20 protein-coding genes and 5 tRNA genes are annotated in these 23,165 nt (G+C 69.3%); 11 read left to right on the forward strand and 14 right to left on the reverse strand.

Annotation, left to right across the window (positions count from 1 at the left end):
• Window positions 1-528, reverse strand: a 528-nt coding sequence (gene leuD / locus ACFWFI_RS22975) for a 3-isopropylmalate dehydratase small subunit (RefSeq protein ID WP_387393347.1), incomplete at its 3' end; no start/stop codon positions are given.
• A 5-nt stretch (window positions 529-533) separates the two neighbouring features.
• Window positions 534-1,958: a 3-isopropylmalate dehydratase large subunit gene (gene leuC / locus ACFWFI_RS22980; protein ID WP_387393350.1), complete on the reverse strand. Its 1,425-nt coding sequence runs from the start codon at window positions 1,956-1,958 to the stop codon at window positions 534-536.
• Window positions 1,959-2,132: 174 nt separating this feature from the next.
• Here leuC and ndgR point away from each other — a divergent pair, with 174 nt between their 5' ends.
• Entirely contained in the window at window positions 2,133-2,849 is a 717-nt protein-coding gene (ndgR, locus tag ACFWFI_RS22985) for an IclR family transcriptional regulator NdgR (protein ID WP_033303994.1), read from the forward strand.
• Window positions 2,850-2,915: 66 nt separating this feature from the next.
• On the opposite strand, the gene ACFWFI_RS22990 is transcribed toward ndgR, so the two are convergent.
• Window positions 2,916-3,491 carry a DUF4188 domain-containing protein gene (locus ACFWFI_RS22990; protein ID WP_387393352.1) on the reverse strand — a complete coding sequence of 192 codons (576 nt, stop codon included), beginning with the start codon at window positions 3,489-3,491 and terminating at the stop codon, window positions 2,916-2,918.
• A gap of 96 nt (window positions 3,492-3,587) precedes the next feature.
• On the opposite strand from ACFWFI_RS22990, the gene ACFWFI_RS22995 reads away from it, so the two are divergent.
• Window positions 3,588-4,232 carry a MerR family transcriptional regulator gene (locus tag ACFWFI_RS22995; RefSeq protein ID WP_387393354.1) on the forward strand — a complete coding sequence of 215 codons (645 nt, stop codon included), beginning with the start codon at window positions 3,588-3,590 and terminating at the stop codon, window positions 4,230-4,232.
• Between the two features lie 56 nt (window positions 4,233-4,288).
• Here ACFWFI_RS22995 and ACFWFI_RS23000 read toward each other — a convergent pair.
• The 9 genes from ACFWFI_RS23000 to ACFWFI_RS23040 all read right to left on the reverse strand — a co-directional run bounded on the left by ACFWFI_RS23000 (window position 4,289) and on the right by ACFWFI_RS23040 (window position 8,204).
• Window positions 4,289-4,361: transfer RNA gene (locus ACFWFI_RS23000), tRNA-Glu, on the reverse strand.
• Window positions 4,362-4,380: 19 nt separating this feature from the next.
• Window positions 4,381-4,452 (reverse strand) — tRNA-Gln (locus ACFWFI_RS23005).
• Window positions 4,453-4,464: 12 nt separating this feature from the next.
• Window positions 4,465-4,537, reverse strand: a tRNA-Glu gene (locus ACFWFI_RS23010).
• A gap of 60 nt (window positions 4,538-4,597) precedes the next feature.
• Window positions 4,598-4,670, reverse strand: a tRNA-Glu gene (locus tag ACFWFI_RS23015).
• Window positions 4,671-4,689: 19 nt separating this feature from the next.
• Window positions 4,690-4,761, reverse strand: a tRNA-Gln gene (locus ACFWFI_RS23020).
• 85 nt (window positions 4,762-4,846) lie between these two features.
• Window positions 4,847-5,566, reverse strand: coding sequence for an HAD family hydrolase (locus ACFWFI_RS23025; RefSeq protein WP_387393357.1), 720 nt, complete (start codon window positions 5,564-5,566; stop codon window positions 4,847-4,849).
• Window positions 5,567-5,652: 86 nt separating this feature from the next.
• Complete coding sequence (gene gltX / locus ACFWFI_RS23030; protein ID WP_387393360.1) at window positions 5,653-7,125, reverse strand: glutamate--tRNA ligase; 1,473 nt, start codon at window positions 7,123-7,125, stop codon at window positions 5,653-5,655.
• Complete coding sequence (locus ACFWFI_RS23035; protein ID WP_387393363.1) at window positions 7,118-7,894, reverse strand: fumarylacetoacetate hydrolase family protein; 777 nt, start codon at window positions 7,892-7,894, stop codon at window positions 7,118-7,120. Before ACFWFI_RS23035 ends, gltX begins: the two co-directional genes overlap by 8 nt.
• 127 nt (window positions 7,895-8,021) lie before the next feature.
• Window positions 8,022-8,204 (reverse strand): hypothetical protein, encoded by a 183-nt coding sequence (locus tag ACFWFI_RS23040; protein ID WP_362931414.1) that lies wholly within the window; start codon window positions 8,202-8,204, stop codon window positions 8,022-8,024.
• 608 nt (window positions 8,205-8,812) lie between these two features.
• On the opposite strand from ACFWFI_RS23040, the gene ACFWFI_RS23045 reads away from it, so the two are divergent.
• The 8 genes from ACFWFI_RS23045 to ACFWFI_RS23080 all read left to right on the forward strand — a co-directional run bounded on the left by ACFWFI_RS23045 (window position 8,813) and on the right by ACFWFI_RS23080 (window position 19,338).
• Complete coding sequence (locus tag ACFWFI_RS23045) at window positions 8,813-12,490, forward strand: sensor histidine kinase (protein WP_387393367.1); 3,678 nt, start codon at window positions 8,813-8,815, stop codon at window positions 12,488-12,490.
• Between the two features lie 9 nt (window positions 12,491-12,499).
• Window positions 12,500-12,913, forward strand: coding sequence for a roadblock/LC7 domain-containing protein (locus ACFWFI_RS23050; RefSeq protein WP_006127850.1), 414 nt, complete (start codon window positions 12,500-12,502; stop codon window positions 12,911-12,913).
• A 134-nt stretch (window positions 12,914-13,047) separates the two neighbouring features.
• On the forward strand, window positions 13,048-13,455 hold the full coding sequence (locus ACFWFI_RS23055; RefSeq protein ID WP_003966010.1) for a DUF742 domain-containing protein: 408 nt from the start codon (window positions 13,048-13,050) through the stop codon (window positions 13,453-13,455).
• The gene (locus tag ACFWFI_RS23060; RefSeq protein ID WP_015611636.1) at window positions 13,436-14,017 is read left to right on the forward strand and encodes a GTP-binding protein; all 582 of its coding nucleotides are present in this window, start codon (window positions 13,436-13,438) and stop codon (window positions 14,015-14,017) included. Before ACFWFI_RS23055 ends, ACFWFI_RS23060 begins: the two co-directional genes overlap by 20 nt.
• 349 nt (window positions 14,018-14,366) lie before the next feature.
• Window positions 14,367-17,573 (forward strand): sensor histidine kinase, encoded by a 3,207-nt coding sequence (locus ACFWFI_RS23065; RefSeq protein WP_387393370.1) that lies wholly within the window; start codon window positions 14,367-14,369, stop codon window positions 17,571-17,573.
• Window positions 17,574-17,583: 10 nt separating this feature from the next.
• The gene (locus tag ACFWFI_RS23070; protein ID WP_006127847.1) at window positions 17,584-17,997 is read left to right on the forward strand and encodes a roadblock/LC7 domain-containing protein; all 414 of its coding nucleotides are present in this window, start codon (window positions 17,584-17,586) and stop codon (window positions 17,995-17,997) included.
• 89 nt (window positions 17,998-18,086) lie between these two features.
• Window positions 18,087-18,776: a DUF742 domain-containing protein gene (locus tag ACFWFI_RS23075; protein WP_387393373.1), complete on the forward strand. Its 690-nt coding sequence runs from the start codon at window positions 18,087-18,089 to the stop codon at window positions 18,774-18,776.
• Window positions 18,757-19,338, forward strand: coding sequence for a GTP-binding protein (locus ACFWFI_RS23080; protein WP_014048542.1), 582 nt, complete (start codon window positions 18,757-18,759; stop codon window positions 19,336-19,338). Before ACFWFI_RS23075 ends, ACFWFI_RS23080 begins: the two co-directional genes overlap by 20 nt.
• 102 nt (window positions 19,339-19,440) lie before the next feature.
• Here the strand turns inward: ACFWFI_RS23080 and ACFWFI_RS23085 are convergent, their stop codons facing one another.
• Window positions 19,441-19,644, reverse strand: coding sequence for an acyl-CoA carboxylase subunit epsilon (locus tag ACFWFI_RS23085; RefSeq protein WP_387393376.1), 204 nt, complete (start codon window positions 19,642-19,644; stop codon window positions 19,441-19,443).
• Window positions 19,645-19,707: 63 nt separating this feature from the next.
• A complete protein-coding gene (locus tag ACFWFI_RS23090; protein ID WP_387393379.1) occupies window positions 19,708-21,291 on the reverse strand; it encodes an acyl-CoA carboxylase subunit beta in 1,584 nt (527 codons plus the stop codon).
• A 648-nt stretch (window positions 21,292-21,939) separates the two neighbouring features.
• Between ACFWFI_RS23090 and ACFWFI_RS23095 the strand changes: the two genes are divergently transcribed.
• Entirely contained in the window at window positions 21,940-23,151 is a 1,212-nt protein-coding gene (locus tag ACFWFI_RS23095; RefSeq protein ID WP_387393381.1) for a glycoside hydrolase family 64 protein, read from the forward strand.
• Window positions 23,152-23,165 lie beyond the last annotated feature (14 nt).

A 23,165-nucleotide genomic window follows, 5' to 3' on the forward strand; every position in this document is an offset into this window, starting at 1 on the left:
GTTCTGAAGAGTGAGACTGATGTCGTCCAGGCCGTTCAGCAGTCGCCAGCGGGCGTTCTCGTCGAGCTCGAAGTCGGCCGTGATTCCGTCCGCGAGGACCTGGCGCTTCTCGAGGTCGACGGTGACCTCGGCCGTCGGGTCGGCCTCGGTCACCTCCCACAGCGCGTCGACGACCTTCTGGTCGAGGACGACGGTCAACAGACCGTTCTTCAGGGAGTTGCCACGGAAGATGTCGGCGAACCGGGAGGAGATGACGGTCTTGAAGCCGAAGTTCTGCAGGGCCCAGACCGCGTGCTCACGCGAGGAGCCCGTGCCGAAGTCGGGACCGGCGACCAGAACGGAGGCGCCCTTGCGCTCCGGGCGGTTGAGGACGAAGTTCTCGTCCTTGCGCCAGGCCTCGAAGAGCCCGTCCTCGAAGCCGTCGCGGGTGACCTTCTTCAGCCAGTGCGCGGGGATGATCTGGTCGGTGTCGACGTTGCTGCGGCGCAGCGGGACGGCCCGGCCGGTGTGTGCGGTGAATGCTTCCATGATTCTCAGACTCCGGCGGGCGTACGGACGTCGGACAGGTCGGCCGGCGAGGCCAGATGGCCCAGCACGGCGGTGGCGGCTGCGACCTGCGGGGAGACCAGGTGCGTGCGGCCGCCCTTGCCCTGCCTGCCCTCGAAGTTCCGGTTCGAGGTGGAGGCGGAGCGCTCACCGGGGGCCAGCTGGTCGGGGTTCATGCCGAGGCACATCGAGCAGCCCGCGTGCCGCCATTCGGCGCCGGCGGTGGTGAAGACCTTGTCCAGACCCTCCTCGACGGCCTGCAGGGCGACCCGGACGGAGCCCGGGACGACCAGCATCCGTACGCCGTCGGCGACTTTGCGGCCGTCCAGGATCGAGGCCGCGTTGCGCAGGTCCTCGATGCGCCCGTTGGTGCAGGAACCTACGAACACGGTGTCCACGTTGATCTCGCGCAGCGGCTGGCCGGCGGTCAACCCCATGTATTCCAGGGCCTTTTCGGCGGCGAAGCGCTCCGAGGCGTCCTCGTACGAAGCGGGGTCGGGGACGTTCGCCGACAGGGGTGCTCCCTGGCCGGGGTTGGTGCCCCAGGTGACGAACGGCGCGAGTGCGGTGCCGTCGATGACGACCTCGGCGTCGAAGACGGCGTCGTCGTCGGTCCGCAGCGTCTTCCAGTACTCCACCGCGGCGTCCCAGTCCTCGCCCTGGGGGGCGTGGTCACGGCCCCGCAGGTAGGCGAAGGTGGTCTCGTCGGGGGCGATCATGCCCGCGCGGGCGCCGGCCTCGATCGACATGTTGCAGATGGTCATCCGGGCTTCCATCGAGAGCTTCTCGATGGCGGAGCCGCGGTATTCGAGGATGTAGCCCTGGCCGCCGCCGGTGCCGATCCGGGCGATGATCGCCAGGATGAGGTCCTTGGCTGTGACACTGTCGGGGAGTTCGCCCTCGACGGTGATCGCCATGGTCCTGGGGCGGGCCAGCGGCAGCGTCTGGGTGGCCAGGACGTGCTCGACCTGGCTGGTGCCGATGCCGAAGGCCAGCGCTCCGAACGCGCCGTGGGTGGAGGTGTGCGAGTCGCCGCAGACGACCGTGGTGCCGGGCTGGGTCAGGCCGAGCTGCGGGCCGACCACGTGCACGACACCCTGCTCGACGTCACCCAGCGGGTGCAGCCGGACGCCGAAATCCGCGCAGTTCTTGCGCAGGGTCTCCAGCTGGGCGCGGGAGACCGGGTCGGCGATCGGCTTGTCGATGTCGAGGGTCGGGGTGTTGTGGTCCTCGGTGGCGATGGTGAGGTCGAGACGCCGTACCGGGCGGCCGGCCTGGCGCAGACCGTCGAACGCCTGCGGGCTGGTCACCTCGTGCAGCAGGTGCAGATCGATGAAGAGGAGGTCGGGCTCGCCATCGGCGCGCCGGACGACGTGGTCGTCCCAGACCTTCTCCGCGAGTGTCCTACCCATCGCTTTCCCTCCGGCCGGCGTCTTCGCCGGCCTCAACTAGAGATTCGGGTGCCGCCGTCCGGACCCCCGAGCGGGGCGGTGGCTGCGGGTCGTTGTACGACCCCAAGTACAGGTTCGCAACTTCCGGGGAAAATTGAACTTGCGTTTCACAGAGTGAGACGCGAGTATCGTCGTATGGACAACTCTAGCGGCGTCGGCGTTCTCGACAAGGCAGCTCTGGTATTGAGCGCCCTGGAGTCCGGTCCGGCCACCCTCGCCGGGCTGGTCGCGGCGACAGGGCTCGCACGGCCCACGGCACACCGACTGGCCGTGGCACTCGAACACCACCGCATGGTGGCGAGGGACATGCAGGGCCGTTTCATTCTCGGCCCCCGGCTCGCGGAGCTCGCGGCCGCGGCAGGCGAGGACCGCCTCCTGGCGACGGCCGGACCCGTACTCACACATCTGCGCGACATCACGGGCGAGAGCGCGCAGCTCTACCGCCGGCAGGGCGACATGCGCATCTGCGTGGCGGCGGCGGAGCGACTGTCCGGACTGCGGGACACCGTGCCGGTCGGCTCCACCCTCACGATGAAGGCGGGTTCCTCCGCGCAGATCCTGATGGCCTGGGAGGAGCCGGAGCGCCTGCACCGGGGCCTGCAGGGTGCCCGCTTCACGGCGACGGCCCTCTCGGGCGTACGGCGGCGCGGCTGGGCCCAGTCCATCGGCGAGCGCGAGCCGGGCGTGGCCTCGGTCTCGGCCCCGGTCCGCGGGCCGTCGAACCGGGTGGTCGCCGCGGTGTCCGTCTCCGGGCCGATCGAGCGACTCACCCGCCACCCGGGCCGGATGCACGCACAGGCCATCATCGACTCGGCGGCACGGCTGAGCGAGGCCCTGCGCCGCACGGGCTGAACCCCACGCCATATCGGCTGAACCCCGCGCAGTACGAGGCCGCGCGCCCCACCACCCTCCTGCTCCTCACACCTCTTCCGAGGCCGCCCCAGCGCCGTGGCGGCCCCCTTCTTCCGGTGCCTGCTTCCCGGAACCCTCCGGTGACCACTCCCCGGACGCGCGATGCGCGAAGCGGTCCGCCGCTCTGCGACCCCTCTTCTCGACCGGCAGCACGCCGGTCGCCGCCGCCAGCCCGTAGGCCGGCATATCGGCGTAGATCGACTCGTAGGATCCCGCGGGCACGATGTAGCTCTCGTGCCACAGCCCCACATGCTGCCGGGACTTCTTCTCCTTGCGGTTGATCATGGCCCACGCCCTGCGGTGGAGCATGTCGGGAGCCGCGGCGTACGCGTACAGCTTCTCCTTCGACTCCCAGTACTGGACGACGTAGTACGTCCGGGGCGAGCCGGTCAGCAGCGTGTGGCCGAGCAGGCCCCGGTCCGGATCCTTGGCCAACTCCCGCAGCATGCGCGGCATCGCCACGAGGACGGGAAGCCAGTGGTGCACACCCCAGAAGTGGTTGATGCGCATCCCGATGAGCAGGACCACGACATCACCCTCGGCTGCGGCGGTCGTGCGGCCGGGATTCGGCTTGGCGAACATGGAGCACCCACTCCTCGTCGACCTTGGAGAGCTTGACTATCCAATGGTTGGATAGTGGCACCGCCCAACGGGGCGGCGCAAGGGAAGGCGCAGAGGATGCGGCTGTCGGAACTCAGTGAGCGCAGCGGCGTCTCCACCGCGACGATCAAGTACTACCTGCGTGAGCGGCTGCTCCCCGCCGGGACCCGGATCAGCGCGACGCAGGCCGACTACGACGAGAGCCATCTGCGCCGACTGCGTCTGGTGCGGGCCCTGCTCCAGGTCGGGCGCCTCCCCGTGGCCACCGCACGCGAGGTGCTGGCGCATGTCGACGACGAGTCGCTGGGCCGCACGATCCGGCTGGGCGCCGCTCTCTGGGCGCTGCCGCACGGTCCCGAACCGGACGAGGAAGCACCGGAGACCGTCATCGCGCGCGCCGAAGTCACCCGGCTACTCACGGAGCTGGGCTGGACGACGGCCCTGGAGCTCGGCGAACTCTCCCCCGTGCACCGTTCGTTGGTCGCCTCGCTGGCCACCCTCATCCGTCTCGGCTATCCCTGCGATGTGGCGTACCTCGCCCAACAGGCCCGTCTCATGCGGGAGGTGGCCGTGCAGGACCTGGACGCGCTGGAGGAATTCCCCACGGAGGCCGAACAGGTGGAGGCCGCCGTGGCGTCGGCCGTGCTGTACGAACCGCTGCTGGCGTCGCTGCGCCGGCTGGCCCAGGCGGAGGAGTCCGCGCGGCGGTACGGACTCCGATAGGGCGCACGCGAAAGGCCCTCCACCGGGGTGAAGGGCCTTTCCGTACTGCCGTCTTGTACCCCCGACCGGATTCGAACCGGCGCTACTGCCGTGAGAGGGCAGCGTGCTAGGCCGCTACACAACGGGGGCTTGTTACTTGGGACTTGCGCTGGGCTACCAGGACTCGAACCTAGAATGACGGTACCAGAAACCGTAGTGTTGCCAATTACACCATAGCCCATGGTGTGACAAGTACCCCCGACCGGATTCGAACCGGCGCTACTGCCGTGAGAGGGCAGCGTGCTAGGCCGCTACACAACGGGGGCCCTAGCGATCCTGCATCAAGAACGTGGGTGCGACCCAGATGTTCTCGCGGGAAGGATCTGTACCCCCGACCGGATTCGAACCGGCGCTACTGCCGTGAGAGGGCAGCGTGCTAGGCCGCTACACAACGGGGGCTTGTTACTTCGGTCTTGCGCTGGGCTACCAGGACTCGAACCTAGAATGACGGTACCAGAAACCGTAGTGTTGCCAATTACACCATAGCCCACTGAAACGCAACCCCTGCGGGTTATGTTTCTGTCTGCGCTTCCCGGCCGGATCTTTCGGCCCGCTCGGGTGGCGCAGGAAGAACATTACCTGAAGGTGTCCGGCGCTCCAAAACGGGTATCTCCCGCCAGCAAGCCGGGAAGCTCGTGCAGACCCGTGATCCTCACCAGCTCGGGGCGCCCGCCCCGCCCGTCGCGGTCCAGCCAGATACCCGTCAGCCCGGCGGCCACCGCGCCGCCCGCGTCGATGTCGGGTTCGTTCCCCACATAGGCCACCTCGTGCGGGTCGAGTTCCAGGACCTCGCAGGCGGCGTGGAAGGCCCCCGCGTCAGGCTTGGAGATCCCCAGCTCGACGGCGCACACCACCGCCTCGAAGCGGTCCCGCACCCCGAGCGCGCGCAGCTTGCGGTCCTGGTTGTGAATGCTCGAATTCGACAGGACGGCGTGCCGGTATCCGTCCGCCAGTCGGTCGAGGACGGGCACGGTGTCCGGGAAGAGCGCCCACGAGGCCTCGTAGTGGGTCGCGTGCCTGCCGAACCACTCGTCGGCTTCGGCGTCGCTCAGCCACCGCCCGAGGAACGCGCGCACGCGCTCGCGTCGCTGCCCCTGGAAGTCGATCTCCCCTTCGGCGAACCGCGCCCACTGCACGTCCGTGACGGCCTTCCAGACGTCGAGGGCGTGTTCGGAGGACGTGTACGCGGCGGGCAGCCCCTCGATCTCGAGGTGCTTGCGCATGCCGGTGCGGTCCGCCCCGGAGTAGTCGAAGATCGTGTCGTCGATGTCCCAGAGAACCGCTCGGATCGGCATGCCGGCCAGATTACCGGCACGTCCACCACATGCCGACGGGGTGGACACCCCGGGTCGGGCGTCCACCCCGTCGTGCGAACCGCGCGCTACGCGGCGAGCTTCGCCAGCGCGGCGTCGATGCGGGCGATCGTCTTCTCGCGGCCCAGGATCTCCAGGGACTCGAAGAGCGGCAGACCGACCGTGCGCCCGGTGACGGCGACGCGGACCGGGGCCTGCGCCTTGCCGAGCTTCAGGCCGTGCTTCTCGCCGGCGGTGAGAACGGCCGTCTTGAGCGCCTCGGCCTTCCACTCGGCAGCGGTCAGTTCGGCGCGCGCCGTGACGAGCAGGGCGTCGGAGCCCTCCTTCATGGCCTTCGTCCAGGACGCCTCGTCCTCGACGGGCTCGTCCAGGAAGAGGAAGTCGACGTTGGCCGTGATGTCCGAGAGGACCGTCACACGGGTCTGGGCGTGCGGGGCGATCTCGGCGAACTGCTCCGCGTCGAAGGCCTCGGGCGCCCAGGGGGCGAAGGGAGCCTTCAGCCAGGGGCCGCAGGCCTCGGTGAACGTCTTCACGTCGAGCATGCGCAGGTGCTCGGCGTTGATGTGCTCGGCCTTCTTCAGGTCGAAGCGCGCCGGGTTGGCGTTGACGTCGGCGATGTCGAACGCGGCCACCAGCTCGTCGCGGCCGAAGATGTCGCGGTCCTCGGCGATCGACCAGCCGAGGAGCGAGAGGTAGTTGAGCAGCCCCTCGGGCAGGAAGCCACGCTCGCGGTAGAGGTTGAGCGAGGCCTGCGGGTCACGCTTGGACAGCTTCTTGTTGCCCTCTCCCATGACGTACGGGAGGTGGCCGAAGGCCGGGGTGTCCTTGGCGACGCCCAGCTCGATGAGCGCCCGGTAGAGGGCGATCTGGCGCGGGGTGGAGGAGAGCAGGTCCTCGCCACGCAGGACGTGGGTGATCTCCATCAGGGCGTCGTCGACCGGGTTGACGAGCGTGTAGAGCGGAGCGCCGTTGGCACGGACGATGCCGTAGTCCGGGACGTTCTCCGGCTGGACCGTGATGTCGCCGCGGACCAGGTCGGTGAAGGTGATCGCCTCGTCGGGCATCCGGAAGCGGACGATCGAGGTGCGGCCCTCGGCCTCGTACGCGGCCTTCTGCTCCTCGCTCAGGTCGCGGCAGTGACCGTCGTAGCCCGACGGCTTGCCGGCCGCGCGAGCGGCGTCGCGGCGGGCGTCGAGCTCCTCGGTGGTGCAGTAGCAGTGGTACGCGTGCCCGGCGTCCAGGAGCTTGGCGGCGACGTCCTTGTAGAGGTCCATGCGCTGCGACTGGCGGTACGGCTCGTGCGGGCCGCCGACCTCGGGGCCCTCGTCCCAGTCGAGGCCGAGCCAGCGCATCGAGTCGAGCAGCTGCTGGTAGGACTCCTCGGAGTCGCGGGCCGCGTCGGTGTCCTCGATACGGAAGACCAGGGTGCCCTGGTGGTGCCGGGCGAAGGCCCAGTTGAAGAGGGCTGTCCGGACCAGGCCCACGTGGGGGTTGCCGGTCGGGGAGGGACAGAAACGTACGCGGACAGGTCCGTTAACCACGCTTGATCACCTTGTTGGTGAGAGTGCCGATGCCTTCGATGGTGACGGCGACCTCGTCGCCGACGTGCAGGGGCCCGACCCCTGCGGGGGTTCCGGTGAGGATCACGTCGCCCGGGAGCAGCGTCATGGCTTCCGTGATGTGGACGATCAGATCCTCGACGGAGCGGATCATGTCGCTCGTCCGGCCGAGCTGACGCTGTTCGCCGTTGACCGTGGCCTGGATGGCCAGGTTGCCGGGGTCGACGTCGGTCTCCACCCAGGGGCCGAGCGGGCAGGAGGTGTCGAAGCCCTTCGCCCGGGCCCACTGGCTCTCGCGCCGCTGGACGTCGCGTGCGGTGACGTCGTTGGCGCAGGTGTAGCCGAAGATGACGTCCTTGACGCGCTCACGCGGAACCTCGCGGCACATACGGCCGATCACCACGGCCAGCTCGGCCTCGTGGTGCAGTTCCTCGGAGAAGGAGGGGTACTCGATGGAGTCGCCCGCGCCGATCACCGAGGTGGTCGGCTTGAAGAAGGCGACGGGCACATCCGGGACCTCGTTGCCCATTTCGGCGGCGTGTTCCGCGTAGTTGCGGCCGATGGCCACGACCTTGTTGGGAAGCACGGGCGGCAGCAGCCGGACCTTCTTCAGCGGGACCTTGGTCCCGGAGAGCTCGAAGTCGGCGTACGGGATGCCCTTGATGATGTCGAGGACGAGGCTGTCGGGGCTGTCGCCCTCGACCGCGCCGAAGGCGACATTGCCGTCGATGGAGAACCTGGCGATGCGCACGGGATGCTGTCGCCCCTCACTTGCTGGCTGGCTGAAGACTGACGCTCCAGGCTATCGCCTCGCCCCGCCCCGCCGGGCGAGGCACCGGCCCGGGTGAGGGGACCGGCCTCGCGGCGGGGGACGGCCGCTACTTCGCCGCGGCGACCGGGGCCTCCATGAGGATGGTGCGGCGCGGGTTGGCCGTCTGGGTGGGCAGGTCGACGGCGTGCTCCCGCTGCTCCGGCGTCTGCAGCGCTTCGGCGTCCTCGAGGTGCGCCAGCGTCGTGCGCCGGGGGTTGGCAATGTTGCGGAAAATCATCGTCGTCTTCATCTGCCGTATGGACCCTTGCCGCTGGGGCGCCGCCCGGAGGTGCGCCGGTTGTCGGATTCGCTATCCCTGTAAAGCGCCAGGCTAAACATCCGATTCCCCGCCGTGGCCGGGATGAGACGGCGATCATCATGTGAGTTTCCTCACGAAGTTGCCGACAAAACGCTCATTGCAGGCACTTGATCGCGGGATGCAAACCAGACAATACGTTACTGAATCTGTCATTCCGCTCCCGATCATGGCGTCTGGGGCACCTGTCACCCCTAGGGAGTCCACCCGTAATCGTCCGGTTTGACCGTGAACACGCTCCACGCCTTGTTACTCACCCATCACACCGTGTCATCCAGGTCACAGCCCGGTACGCGGGCCTTGTTGGAGATCCTCCACTGTGCTGGAATTCCACGCACCGCCGCGGGTTTCAGGCCCAGCGCGCAGGGGCGCAACGCAGCGCCGAGTGGCGGCGGGAGGGGGAAGTACGCCGGTCACTCACGACCACCATGGGGCGCGTCCAGCGCCCCACGACGCCGACACCGTCCCGCCGCGCCACGCGCGAAGGGGCGCCTGGTCCAGAGGTTGCGACGCTAGTGCAGGGACGTTTCAAGAGGGATGGCATGGGGTCGCCCCAGCCCCGCCAGGGCCGAGGGGAAACCTCGGCGGATCAGGAGCCGCGCGGCGGGAACGACCGCGGTTCCTCGCCCCAGCACGCCCAGAATCCCGGCGCGTCCGGTGACGGCGGCGACCGCGCGCAGCGCTCCGGCACGACGAGTGCCGGCAGTGCGGAGGCCGCGGCGCCCCTCAAGCCGGCCGGTCCCACCTCCGCCGGCTCACGCATAGCCCTGCGCAACTGGCGCATCAGTACGCGTCTGGTCTCGCTGCTGGCTCTCCCGGTGGTCGCGGCGACCACGCTGGGCGGGCTCCGGATCAACGAGTCCATGAACGACATGGACCAGCTGGAGCACATGCAGCTGCTCACCAAGATGACCAAGCAGGCGACCGCGCTCGCCAACGCGCTCCAGGAGGAGCGCGACAAGTCGGCCGGCCCGCTGTCGAACGGCGTGAAGGCCACCGACTACAAGGTCACCCAGCCCCGGGAGCGCACCGACCGCGCGAAGGCCGCTTTCTTCGAGGCCACCGACGAGATCGGCAACACCCCCGGCGACGCGGCCCTGGACAGCATCCACGCGAGCGTCAGCCAGATCGGCACGCAGCTGGGCAACATCACCAGCATCCGCAAGGACGCCTACGCCGCCGACAGCCCGAGTCTCAACACGATCGACCAGTACAGCCAGCTGATCACCTCGCTGCTGAGCCTTTCGCAGGACATGGCGCAGGCCACCAGCAACCCTGAGATGATCAAGCGGACGCGTGCGCTGGCCGCCTTCTCCTCCTCGAAGGAGTACGCCTCCGTCGAGCGCGCCATCATCGCGGCCGCGCTGCCCGGCGGCGACAGCAACAAGACGCACCTGAACGACAACGACCAGGCGTTCGGGCGCAACGCGCTCGGCAAGGCGAGCACGACCCTCAAGACGTTCGAGACGACCTACTCGTCCACCGGCAAGAGCTCCGCCGAGCTGCTGGCACCGCTGGACAACGGGAATCCCGAGATCACCGCCGCCGACATGTACGCGAAGAAGGTGCTCGACAGCCCGCTGGGCATGGAGGGCAGCGGCAAGACGCGTACGTACATGGACTGGTACGACCAGAGCTCCAACAAGATCCAGGCCATGAAGACCATCGAGGAGACGCTCCTCGGTGAGATGGAGAGCAAGGCCCGCGAGCTGCGTGAGGAGTCGCAGCGCGACGCGATCCTCAACGGTGCGATCATCCTCATCGTCCTCGGTGTGTCGCTGGTCGGCGCCTTCGTCGTGGCGCGGTCCATGATCCGCTCGCTGCGTCGGCTCCAGGACACCGCGACCCGGGTCGCCCAGGACCGGCTGCCCGAGCTCGTCAGGCAGCTCTCCGAGACCGACCCGCAGGACGTCGACACCTCCGTCGAGTCGGTCGGTGTGCACTCCCGGGACGAGATCGGCCAGGTGGCCGCGGCCTTCGACGACGTGCACCGCGAGGCCGTCCGTCTGGCCGCCGAGCAGGCGTTGCTGCGAGGCAACGTCAACGCGATGTTCACCAACCTCTCGCGCCGCAGCCAGGGCCTCATCCAGCGTCAGCTCTCGCTCATCTCCGAGCTGGAGTCGCGCGAGGCCGACCCGGACCAGTTGTCCTCCCTCTTCAAGCTCGACCACCTCGCGACCCGTATGCGCCGTAACGGCGAGAACCTCCTCGTCCTCGCGGGCGAGGAGCCGGGCCGCCGCTGGACCCGTCCGGTCCCGCTGGTCGACGTGCTCCGTGCCGCCGCCTCCGAGGTGGAGCAGTACGAGCGCATCGAACTGGCCGCCGTGCCCGCCACGGAAGTGGCCGGCCGCGTCGTCAACGACCTCGTGCACCTCCTCGCCGAGCTGCTGGAGAACGCCACGTCGTTCTCCTCGCCGCAGACGAAGGTCCGCGTCACCGGTCACGCACTGCCCGACGGCCGTGTGCTCGTCGAGATCCACGACACCGGTATCGGCCTCTCCCCCGAGGACCTGGCCGCGATCAACGAGCGGCTGGCCTCGCCGCCCACCGTGGACGTCTCGGTGTCCCGCCGAATGGGTCTGTTCGTGGTCGGCCGGCTGTCCCTGCGTCACGGCATCCGCATCCAGCTGCGCCCCTCCGACTCCGGCGGTACGACCGCACTGGTCATGCTGCCCATGGAGGTCGCACACGGCGGCAAGCAGCCGCCGAAGCAGGGCCAGGGCAACAAGGGCCAGCAGGGCGGCGCCCCCGGCGGGCTCCTCGCCGGCGGTGGCGCTCCCGCCGCGGGCGGCCAGCGTCCCGGCCTCGCAGGTCCCGGGTCCGGCCCCGCCAAGGGGCTGGGATCGGCCGCTCCGCGCGGGCAGGTCGGTGCGGGCTCCGCACCCCGGGCCGCGCTGCCCTCGCGCGACGGCGGACCGCGTCAGCCTCAGCAGGGCCCCGGCCAGCAGGGCAACAGCCAGCAGGGCCCCGGCCTGCCCAACCAGGGCCGGCCCGAGGCTCCGCGTCAGGGCGGCCTCGCAGGTGCCTTCGCCGGCGGTGCCCGTCCGGGCGCACGCCCTCCGCAGGACCCCTCGGCCGGTGCCGACTCGGGCCGGCCCAACCTCTTCGGCCACTCCGGCCAGCAGAGCGGCCCGCCCGCGCGGCAGACTCCGCAGCCGCAGCAGGCCCAGCTCGGCCAGGGCAACCAGGGCGGCCCTCAGCAGCCCGGCGGTCCCGGCCGCCAGCTGCCGCCTTCCGGCGGACCTCGGGCCGAGCTGCCCGGCGGCAACCCGCAGCCCCAGCGCCCGCAGAACACGAGCTGGGGCGCCGAGGAGCAGGGTGCTCCCCGGCGTGCGCAGCCGGACTCTCCGCGTGGTCACGAGGAGCACGACACCGGCCGCTTCGCACGGCCTGGCACCTCCGGCCCGAACCAGCCGTTCAGCCCGCCGAACCAGCGTCCGATGAACGACCGTCAGGGCCCCGGTGCCACTGCGGAGTTCGCCCGTCCGGACTTCTCGGCACCGCAGGCCCCTCAGGCCCCGGACCCGGCGAGCACCGCGCAGTTCGCCCGCCCCGACTTCAACGCCCCGATGCAGCAGGACCAGGGCTTCGGCGCCCAGGCCCCGCAACGCCCGCAGGCGCCCGCGCCCCGCCGTCACGACAACGCCGACTTCGGCGCGCCGCGCCCGCCGGCTCCCTCCGCGGGTGAGCTGCCGCACCGCCCGGCCCTGCCGCAGCAGCCCGAGATGCTGCCTCCGGCCGGTCCCGGTGACGGGCGTACGCCGCTGTACGACACGCTGGAGACGAACTGGTTCCACGGTCCGCAGCAGGGTGGCCAGCAGCCGCCCGCCGCGGAGCCGCAGGCACCGGCCGCTCCTCAGCCCGCCAACACCCCGCCCCCGGCAATGCCGCGGCGCGGTGCGGCCGACACCGGCGCCACGAGTTCATGGCGCGCTTCGCCCAACGACGAGCTCGTGCGGCAGGCGGAACGTGTCAAGAAGCCCGCTGCGGGCGGGATCACCACCTCCGGGCTGCCCCGCCGTGTCCCACGTGCCAATTTGGTACCGGGCACTGCTCAGCAGCAGAATCATCAGTCCGGACCTCAGGTTTCGCGTGCGCCCGATGACGTACGCGGCCGTCTGACCAATCTCCGCCGGGGCATCCAGCAGGGACGACAGGCCAACACCGGCTCGTCTACCGGCAGTTTCCAACTCGGCCCCACTCACCAGCAGGAGCGTTAGTTGAGCCCCATGAGTCAGGCCGCGCAGAATCTGAACTGGCTGATCACCAATTTCGTGGACAACACCCCAGGGGTGTCCCACACGGTTGTGGTCTCCGCGGATGGCCTGCTGCTGGCGATGTCCGAAGGTTTCCCGCGCGATCGCGCAGATCAGCTGGCGGCTGTCGCCTCCGGTCTGACATCGCTGACGGCGGGTGCCTCACGGATCTTCGAAGGCGGCGCCGTGAGCCAGACCGTTGTGGAGATGGAGAGAGGTTTCCTCTTCCTCATGTCCATCTCCGACGGATCTTCGCTCGCCGTCCTTGCTCACCCGGACGCGGACATCGGTCTGGTCGGGTACGAGATGGCACTCCTCGTCGACCGTGCGGGGACCGTCCTCACCCCTGACCTCCGTGCCGAACTACAAGGCAGTCTGCTCCACTAGACGGCCATGCGGCAGACACCTGACACGATCCCCCCAGGTACTACTCAAAACCCTCACCCGTCCGGCCGACACAGCCCCCCACCGGCCACCTTCAGACGGCAAGCCGACACCCTGCTGTCACGCCCGGAGGATTTATGACCCCGCCACCCGCCTCACCTGATCCGTACGGCGCACTGCACCACGCGTCGTACGACGGTGAAGGCGACCAGCCGCTGGTCCGTCCGTACGCCATGACCGGCGGCCGGACCCGGCCGCGCTATCAGCTCGCGATAGAGGCACTGGTCAGCACCACAGCGGACCCCGCCCACCTGGGGACCCTGCTCCCCGAGCACCAGCGGATCTGCCACCTGTGCCGCGAGGTCAAGTCGGTGGCCGAGGTCTCGGCCCTGCTGTCCATGCCCCTGGGCGTGGCGCGGATCCTTGTGGCGGACCTGGCGGAAGCCGGCATGGTGGCCATCCACCAGCCGGGCAACGGAGAGGCCGGCGGCGCGCCGGATGTGACACTGCTCGAAAGGGTGCTCAGTGGACTTCGCAAGCTCTAGCGGCGGTACGGCCCGCGCCACCACCTCGGCGAAGATCGTGGTGGCAGGGGGCTTCGGCGTGGGTAAGACCACGTTTGTCGGTGCCGTTTCGGAGATCAATCCGCTGCGCACCGAAGCCGTGATGACGTCCGCGTCCGCGGGCATCGACGACCTGACCCACACCGGGGACAAGACCACCACCACCGTGGCCATGGACTTCGGACGCATCACCCTGGACCAGGACCTGATCCTCTACCTGTTCGGCACCCCCGGACAGGACCGCTTCTGGTTCATGTGGGACGACCTGGTACGCGGCGCCATCGGCGCCGTCGTCCTCGTCGACACCCGCCGCCTCGCCGACTGCTTCCCCGCAGTCGACTACTTCGAGAACAGCGGCCTCCCCTTCGTCATCGCCCTCAACGGCTTCGACGGACACCAGCCCTACACACCCGACGAAGTACGCGAAGCCCTCCAGATCGGCCCCGACGCCCCGATCATCACGACGGACGCCCGGCACCGCGCGGACGCCAAGAGCGGCCTGATCACACTGGTCGAGCACGCCCTGATGGCTCGGCTGAAGTAGCCGCAAGTCGGAATTGATCTACGGAAGTTGCTGTAGTCACACGGGGGCGGGCTGTGTCCTTTGACACGATCCGCCCCCGTGTTCATAACATTTCGACAGAGAATTGGAGACCCATCAATACCCGACGCGCACGACTGGTACCACTGTGCTCACACGAGCCTCGCCTTTTGACGGGGCTCGCTCTTTATGCCCGTTTTATCGACCGTCGGCCGCAGCCGGAATCACGCATTCCGACTGTTTGGAACGCGACCGGTCCGCGTGCTGCAATGCCTCGAACTACCCAGTAGTAAGGCCCCTGAACGATAATCCGGCACAACGTAGGTGCCGACGCCGAGAGGTTGTTGGTCGAGTGAGGCGAAGCAACGAGGGCTCCGCGGCGCAGCCGGAGCGGGGCAACTTCACGCCACCGCCGCGCGCTGCGGTGTCCCCGCCTGCGGACACGTCGTCCGAGGCGGAACCGACAGCCGGCAGCACCAGCCGCCTGTCACCGCGGAACTGGCGGGTGCCCACCCGGCTGAACGCGATTCTCCTGATCCCGGCGCTGGTCGGTCTGGTCATGGGCGGCTTCCAGGTGAAGGGGTCGGTCGACACCTGGAACGAGGCTCAGGACGCCGAGAAGACGGCCCTGGTCGTCCGTGCCGCCGCGGCGTACGGACAGGCCCTGCTGAACGAGCGTGACCTCACCGCTCAGCCCCTGCTGTCCAACAAGCGCACCGCCGCCGAGGTGGAGAAGGTGCGCGCCACCACGGACAGCGCCGCGTCGGACTTCGACGCCGCCGTGCAGAACATGCCGGACAAGGAGGGGCTCCACCGCCGCCTGAAGCTGTTCAAGGTGGAGGAGCCGCTGCTCCCCGAGCTGCGCAAGGCCGCCTACGCCGAGGCGATGGACCCGGTGAAGACGGAAGAGGGCTACACCAAGGTCCAGCACTCGCTGATGGAGTTCTCCAACGAGCTCGGCCTGGGTACCGGCAACATAACCAGCTACGGCCGCACCGTGTACGCGATCGAGCTGGCGAAGGCTGCCGAATCGCTTCAGCGCTCGATCGGCATGCACCTGCTGGTGCGCCCGAGCCAGGAGGAGCGCAACTTCGACGGCCAGGTCACGGCGTTCAGCTCGTACAACTACCTGGAGCAGATCGCCCTCGGTGAGTTCGTCTCCGGTGGTACGGAGGCCGACGCGGCCCGGCTCAAGGAAGTCATGGCCGGCAAGGCCGCCGAGGGGGCCAAGCAGCTGCAGGCCGCCAAGGAGCAGGCCAAGGCCGCAGGCAAGCCCTTCGTGGCGCCCCCGAGCATCGACGGTTCGGTCTTCGACGGCATGGCCCAGCAGATCGGGCAGGGCAAGCAGCCGGACGAGCTGATGGCCAAGGGCATCACCCCCGAGACCTGGATGGCCGCGTCCACCGCGAAGTTCGAGGGCTACACGACGGTCGAGAACGAGCTCGTCGACAAGGCCGTGGCCGAGGCGGCGGAGATCTCGACCGACGCCCGGAACGACGCCATCGTCAACGCCGCGATCGTGATCATCGCGCTGCTGGCCGCCTTCATCATCGCCGGGCTCATGGCCCGCCAGATGAGCCGCTCGATGCGCCAGCTGCGTACGGCCGCCTTCGGCATCGCCGAGCAGCGGCTGCCGATGCTGGTCGACCAGCTGTCGCGGACCGAGCCGGGCCGGGTGGACACCCGGGTCCAGCCGATCCCGATCAACAGCCAGGACGAGATCGGCGAGGTCGCCCGCGCCTTCGACCAGGTGCACCGCGAGGCCGTCCGGCTCGCCGCCGAGCAGGCCATGCTGCGGGGCAACGTCAACGCGATCTTCACCAACCTGTCGCGCCGCAACCAGTCGCTCATCGAGGGCCAGCTGACCCTCATCACCGACCTGGAGAACAACGAGGCCGACCCGGACCAGCTGGAGAGCCTCTTCAAGCTGGACCACCTGGCCACCCGTATGCGGCGTAACGGCGAGAACCTCCTCGTCCTCGCGGGCGAGGAGCCCGGCCGCCGCTGGAACCAGCCGGTGCCGCTGGTCGACGTCCTGCGGGCCGCCTCCTCCGAGGTGGAGTCCTACGAGCGCATCGAGCTCACCGGTGTGCCGGAGAGCGAGATCCACGGCCAGGCCGTGACCGACCTCGTGCACCTGCTGGCCGAGCTGCTGGAGAACGCCACCACCTTCTCCTCGCCGCAGACCAAGGTCCGGGTCACCGCGACCCGGCTCCCCGACGGCCGCGTCATGGTCGAGATCCACGACAAGGGCATCGGCCTCACCGCCGAGGACTTCGCGGACATCAACCACAAGCTGGCCAACCCGCCGACCGTGGACGCCGCGGTGTCCCAGCGGATGGGTCTCTTCGTGGTCGGCCGGCTGGCCGACCGGCACGGCATCCGCGTCCAGCTGCGCCCCTCGGGCGAGCAGGCGGGGACCACGTCGCTGGTCATGCTGCCGGACGCCATCACCCACGGTGGCGGTGGCGAGTCGGTCCAGGAGGGCGACTTCACCGTCTCCTCGATCATGCCCGAGCAGCAGCAGCCGCAGGCCTTCGACCCGATGCCGCAGCCTCTCCCGATGCGTACGGCGGCGGAGCTCGGCTTCGACGACTCGCGCTACGACACCCCGGCGGCGGACTCCCCGCAGCTGGACCCGGTCGGCCGCTCGCTGATGCGTGAGGAGCGCCGTGCCGCGCTGGAGGCGCAGACGGGCGGAGAGCGTCCGCCGTTCCAGGACGACGGCTCCGGGCAGCGGCAGGACTACTCCCAGGAGCAGTACGCGCAGGAGCAGTACGGCCAGGAGCAGTACGCCACCGGGCAGTACGCCCAGGAGCAGCAGCAATACGCGCAGCCCGGTTACGAGGGCGGCTACGACCCGTACGCCGGGAACGGCTACCAGGATCCGCAGCAGAACACCTATGCGGAAGCCGGATATGCCGCTCCGGACGGCCGGCAGGAGCAGTACGCCGACCAGTTCGCTCCGCAGGACGGCCGGTCCCACCAGGGCGAGTGGTCGGATCAGGGTTCTTACCAGGGCGCTTTCGAGCCCATGGCACAGCCTGAAGCGGAATCTGTGCCCAGCGCTCCCGCAGAGACACAGGAACGCGTAGGCTTCGACCGCCCGGGGCCCACCCCGAATCCCGGTCACGACCTGACCCAGGCGGGCCTCCCGCGCCGGGGCGCGGGCCAGCAGCACTGGCAGCCCACCGGCCGCGGAAACGATCAGCCGGCGGCACCGGAGCAGCGGCAGAGGCCGCAGCCGGAGCAGCAGCAGACGGAGCCGGCCGACGGGGAAGGCCCCGACGACTGGCGCTCGGCGAACGACGAGCGCTGGAAGCAGGCCGAGAAGCTCAAGGATCCGAAGGCGGGCGGGGTCACCCCGTCCGGACTCCCCCGGCGCGTGCCCAAGGCCAATCTGGTCGAGGGTACGGCGGAGCAGACCCAGCAGGGCGGCCCACAGGTCTCCCGCGCCCCTGAGGACGTACGCGGCAGGTTGAGCAACCTGCGACGTGGGGTCCTGAAGGGACGTACCGCGGGGTCGGACACAAGTAATACCTACAACCAGGAGCGTTAGTGTGAGCCCGATGAGCCAGGCGGCGCAGAATCTGAACTGGTTGATCACCAACTTCGTGGACAACACCCCTGGGGTGTCCCACACGGTGGTGGTCTCCGCCGACGGACTCCTGCTGGCGATGTCCGAAGGTTTCCCACGGGACCGCGCAGATCAGCTGGCGGCTGTCGCCTCCGGTCTGACGTCGCTCACCGCGGGTGCCTCCCGGATCTTCGAAGGCGGCGCCGTGAATCAGACCGTTGTGGAGATGGAGCGAGGATTCCTCTTCATCATGTCCATCTCTGACGGGTCTTCACTCGCTGTCCTCGCCCACCCGGACGCCGATATCGGTCTGGTTGGGTACGAAATGGCACTTCTCGTAGACCGTGCAGGAAGTGTCCTTACCCCGGATCTCCGCGCCGAACTCCAGGGAAGTCTTCTTAACTAATAGACAGACAGTGCGTTTCTCGTCACCGCGCCATAAGGTGCGGTGGCGCGGCACCACTGGGATGGCGACCGGCAGTCGGAGGAGGAAACGTGGCAGCACCCACAGGCGGACACCCGTACGAGGGCGGTCAGCGGGTTCCGGGTGAGCAGGGTGACAACCGTTTCGACGCCCCCTCCATGCCCGGCAGACAGGGTCCGCAAGAGCCTTATCAGCCGTATCAGCAGTCGTACCAGCAGTCGTATCAGCCCTACCAGCAGCAGCAGGGCTCGCAGGGCGGCGACTGGCAGCAGCAGCAGCCCGGTTCCGGGTGGCCGCAGCAGCAGCCTCAGTACCAGCAGCCGCAGCACGAGCAGCAGCCGCCGCAGCGGTACGAGGCACCGCCGTCGCGTATCCAGCCGGTCCAGCGTCAGGCCCCGGCGCCCGCGAAGCCCGCGGCACACAACCCGCTGGTCCGTCCGTACGCCATGACCGGCGGCCGGACCCGGCCGCGTTACCAGCTCGCGATCGAGGCGCTGGTCAGCACCACGGCCGATCCTGCACGGCTGCAAGGGCAGTTGCCCGAGCACCAGCGGATCTGCCGGCTCTGCATCGAGATCAAGTCGGTGGCCGAGGTCTCGGCCCTGCTCTCGATCCCCCTCGGCGTTGCCCGGATCCTCGTCGCCGACCTGGCCGAGGCCGGACTCGTCGCTATCCATCAGCCCGGCGGCGACGAGGCCGCCGGCGGCCAACCAGATGTGACACTGCTCGAAAGGGTGCTCAGTGGACTTCGCAAGCTCTAGCGGCGGAGCGGCCCGCTCCACTACCTCGGCGAAGATCGTGGTGGCAGGGGGCTTCGGCGTGGGTAAGACCACGTTTGTCGGTGCCGTTTCGGAGATCAATCCGCTGCGCACCGAAGCCGTGATGACGTCCGCGTCCGCGGGCATCGACGACCTGACCCACACCGGGGACAAGACCACCACCACCGTGGCCATGGACTTCGGACGCATCACCCTGGACCAGGACCTGATCCTCTACCTGTTCGGCACCCCCGGACAGGACCGCTTCTGGTTCATGTGGGACGACCTGGTACGCGGCGCCATCGGCGCCGTCGTCCTCGTCGACACCCGCCGCCTCGCCGACTGCTTCCCCGCAGTCGACTACTTCGAGAACAGCGGCCTCCCCTTCGTCATCGCCCTCAACGGCTTCGACGGACACCAGCCATACACACCCGACGAAGTACGCGAAGCCCTCCAGATCGGCCCGGACACCCCGATCCTCACCACGGACGCCCGGCACCGCGCGGACGCCAAGAGCGCGCTGATCACACTGGTCGAGCACGCCCTGATGGCCCGCCTGCGCTGACCCCGCCGCCACACGACGAGAAGGCCCCGTACTCCTGCGAGGAGTACGGGGCCTTTTCGTCGATGCGGGGCGTGCGCCCGGGAACGGCCTCAGCGGCCGTTCTCAGCCCTGCCAGCTGTGCGGGGCACGGAAGCCGGGGGTGCGCTCCAGCCGGCGCCATCCGGCGGTGCTGCGGCCCCGGTGGGCGGCGGCCTCGGGCTGGGCGGCCGCGCGGGCGAGCAGGACCGCGGTGATGGCGGCGAGCTCTTCGGGGCCGGCCTGGCCCTTCTCGACGCGCAGGACCGAATCGGCGGGAGTGACGCTCATGGATGTCTCCGTCTTCTGGGCAGTGGTCGCGGAAGGTGGGCGGGTTCGCCGCTGCGGCTGCGACTACTGCGGGGGGTTGCCGTGCTTGCGGGACGGCAGGTCGGCGTGCTTGTTGCGGAGCATCGCGAGCGAGGCGATCAGTACCTCGCGCGTCTCGGCGGGGTCGATGACGTCGTCGACCAGGCCACGCTCGGCCGCGTAGTAGGGGTGCATCAGCTCGGCCTTGTACTCCTTGACCATGCGGGCCCGCATGGCTTCGGGGTCCTCGGCGTCGGCGATCTGACGGCGGAAGATGACGTTGGCGGCGCCCTCGGCGCCCATCACCGCGATCTCGTTGGTGGGCCACGCGTAGGTGAGGTCCGCACCGATGGACTGGCTGTCCATGACGATGTACGCACCTCCGTAGGCCTTGCGCAGGATCAGCGAGATCCTCGGCACGGTGGCGTTGCAGTACGCGTAGAGCAGCTTCGCGCCGTGCCGGATGATCCCACCGTGCTCCTGATCGACGCCGGGCAGGAAGCCGGGTACGTCCAGCAGAGTGATGATGGGGATGTTGAACGCATCACACATCTGGACGAATCGCGCGGCCTTCTCGGACGCCTCGATGTCCAGGACACCGGCCAGCGCCTGCGGCTGGTTGGCCACGATGCCGACGACCTGGCCGTCGAGCCGGGCCAGGGCGCAGATGATGTTCCGGGCCCAGCGCTCGTGGACCTCCAGGAAGTCGCCGTCGTCGACGAGCTCCTCGATGACCTTGTGCATGTCGTACGGACGGTTGCCGTCCGCCGGGACCAGGTCCAGCAGGACGTCGCCGCGCCGGTCCGCCGGGTCGTCGCTCGGGACGACGGGCGGGTTCTCCCGGTTGTTGGAGGGCAGCATCCCGATCAGGTAGCGGACCTCGGCGATGCAGGTCTCCTCGTCGTCGTACGCGAAGTGCGCGACGCCCGAGGTCTCGGCGTGCACGTCGGCGCCGCCGAGGCCGTTCTGGGTGATCTCCTCGCCGGTGACCGCCTTGACGACGTCCGGTCCGGTGATGAACATCTGCGAGGTCTCGCGGACCATGAACACGAAGTCGGTCAGGGCCGGGCTGTAGGCCGCGCCGCCCGCGCACGGGCCGAGCATCACGCTGATCTGCGGGATGACACCGGAGGCGCGGGTGTTGCGCTGGAAGATCCCGCCGTATCCGGCGAGCGCGGAGACGCCCTCCTGGATACGGGCGCCGGCTCCGTCGTTCAGCGAGACCAGCGGGGCACCGGCCGAGATGGCCATGTCCATGATCTTGTGGATCTTCGTGGCATGGGCCTCGCCCAGCGCACCGCCGAAGATCCGGAAGTCGTGCGCGTAGACGAAGACCGTCCGGCCGTCGACGGTGCCCCACCCGGTGATGACACCGTCGGTGTACGGCTTCTTGGTCTCCAGGCCGAAGCCGGTGGCCCGGTGCCGGCGCAGCTGCTCGACCTCCTTGAACGATCCCTCGTCCAGCAGCAGCTCGATACGCTCCCGCGCCGTCAGCTTGCCCTTGGCGTGCTGCGCCTCGGTCGCCCGGTCGCTCGGTCCACGCCGGGCCTGCTCGCGCAGCGCCAGCAGTTCGGCCACCCGGCCACGCGTGTCGCTCGGCTCGCCCGGGATTTCGTCCACAACGGTCATACGTCGACCCTACGAACCCGACCGCGGAAACCCTGCCGTTCACTCCGGACAGTCTCCTGCCCCGTTTCCTGGTGGCACCTGACAGAAGCCGAGCACCATGCAGCCCATCTGCCAGCTCGTGGGCCGTCCGCGTTGTAGGTGTTCGACAAAGCGCGGAGCGTGACCCCCGCCACATGCCGCCCCGCGCGCCACGCCGCGGATCCACCGGGGCGGGCGACCGGACCCACCGCAATGGCAGGGGGGTCGGTGCCGGATCCCCCGCCCGTGGAGGTGCGCGCCGGCCGGCTCCTCGCCCGGGATCACGTCTCACGGGAGCGAGCCGGACAGTACCCGCCCGACGACGGGCGGGTCGACCGGGCACCCTTCCGACCGGCCACGCACTCCACCGGCCGTCGCCTTCAGCTTCTGTTCACTCCCCGCATGCGGGGATCGACCAGGAGTGGCCAAAACCCGGCCTGCGGCGTCGAGTTGTGAAGAACGGCTACTTCTTGAGAGCGCTCTCAGTCATAAGTCTTGACGCTCGCCGGAGCCGTGGCGAGAGTGGTCCGCACCGCAGACGGCCCCATCGCTCCACCTCCCCGCACCATCCCCTTGCCCCCCGTCTGCGACCCCCCACACCTCGGGAGTTCCTTCGTGATTTCGCGCAGAATGTTCCTGACGGGCGCCGCCGCCTCCGCGACCGCTCTCACCTACCCCCTCTGGGGCAGCGCCCTGAGCCCGCGTACGTCGGCGGCCGCCGCGACATGCGAACTGGCCCTGGAGAACCGCTCGTTGCCCGGCACGGTGCACGCCTACGTCACCGGCCACGAGCAGGGCACCGACCGCTGGGTGCTCCTGCGCCCCGACGGCAGCGTCTACCGCCCCGACTCCCCCGGCGCCCCGCAGACCCCGCTGCCGGTGGACTGCGCCATCCCCCTGAAGGCCGCCGGAGCCGGGCCCGTCGTCCTGACCTTGCCTCAGATGTACGGGGCGAGGGTCTACTTCGTACGCGACGACAAGCTGGACTTCTACCTCAACCCGGGCCCGTCCCTGGTCGAGCCCGCCTTCGCGACGCCCACCGACCCGAACTACAGCAGGACCTGGTCGTTCTGCGAGTTCACCTTCAATCCGCAGCAGCTGTACGCGAACATCAGCTACGTCGACCTGGTGACGGCCCTGCCGATCGGGCTGACCCTGGAGGGCGACGCCACGCACACGGTGGCCCCGCTCCCGGACGGCGCGGTCCAGCGCATCGCCGACGACCTCACGGCCCAGGCGGCCTCCGACGGGCAGCCCTGGGACAAGCTGGTCACCCGTGGCTCGGACGGCCAGGTCCTGCGGGTCGTCTCGCCGCAGAATCTGATGGCGCCGTTCTTCGACCGGCCGAACGAGATGCCGTTCCGGGATCTGTTCACCGCGCAGATCGACGAGGTCTGGGAGAAGTACCGCTCCACCGATCTGCGGATAGACCTGCAGGGCGGCCGCGGCACACTGGCGGGCCGCGTCAGCGGCGACACGCTGACCTTCGAGGGCGGTCACACCTTCGTCAAGCCGACGTCGAAGGACATCTTCACCTGCAACCACGGGCCCTTCACGAACAACCCCGGCGACTCCGACGACAAGAAGGCGCTGCTGGCCCGGATAGCTGCGGGCTTCAACCGCTCGATCATGCTCAGCCACCCGCAGCAGCCCAACGGCACCACGGTGGCGGACTACTACAAGGGCGGGGTGACCAACCACTGGTCGCGTGTCGTCCACGCGAACTCTCCGATCGGCTACGCGTTCCCCTACGACGACGTACGCCCGGACGGCGAGCCGGACGTGTCGGGGGCGGCGCACGACGGCAACCCCCGCCGCTTCACGGTGAGCGTGGGCTCCTGACGCTCCCGTGACGC

Source organism: Streptomyces sp. NPDC060209 (genome assembly GCF_042728155.1).
In the GTDB taxonomy this organism is placed as follows: domain Bacteria; phylum Actinomycetota; class Actinomycetes; order Streptomycetales; family Streptomycetaceae; genus Streptomyces.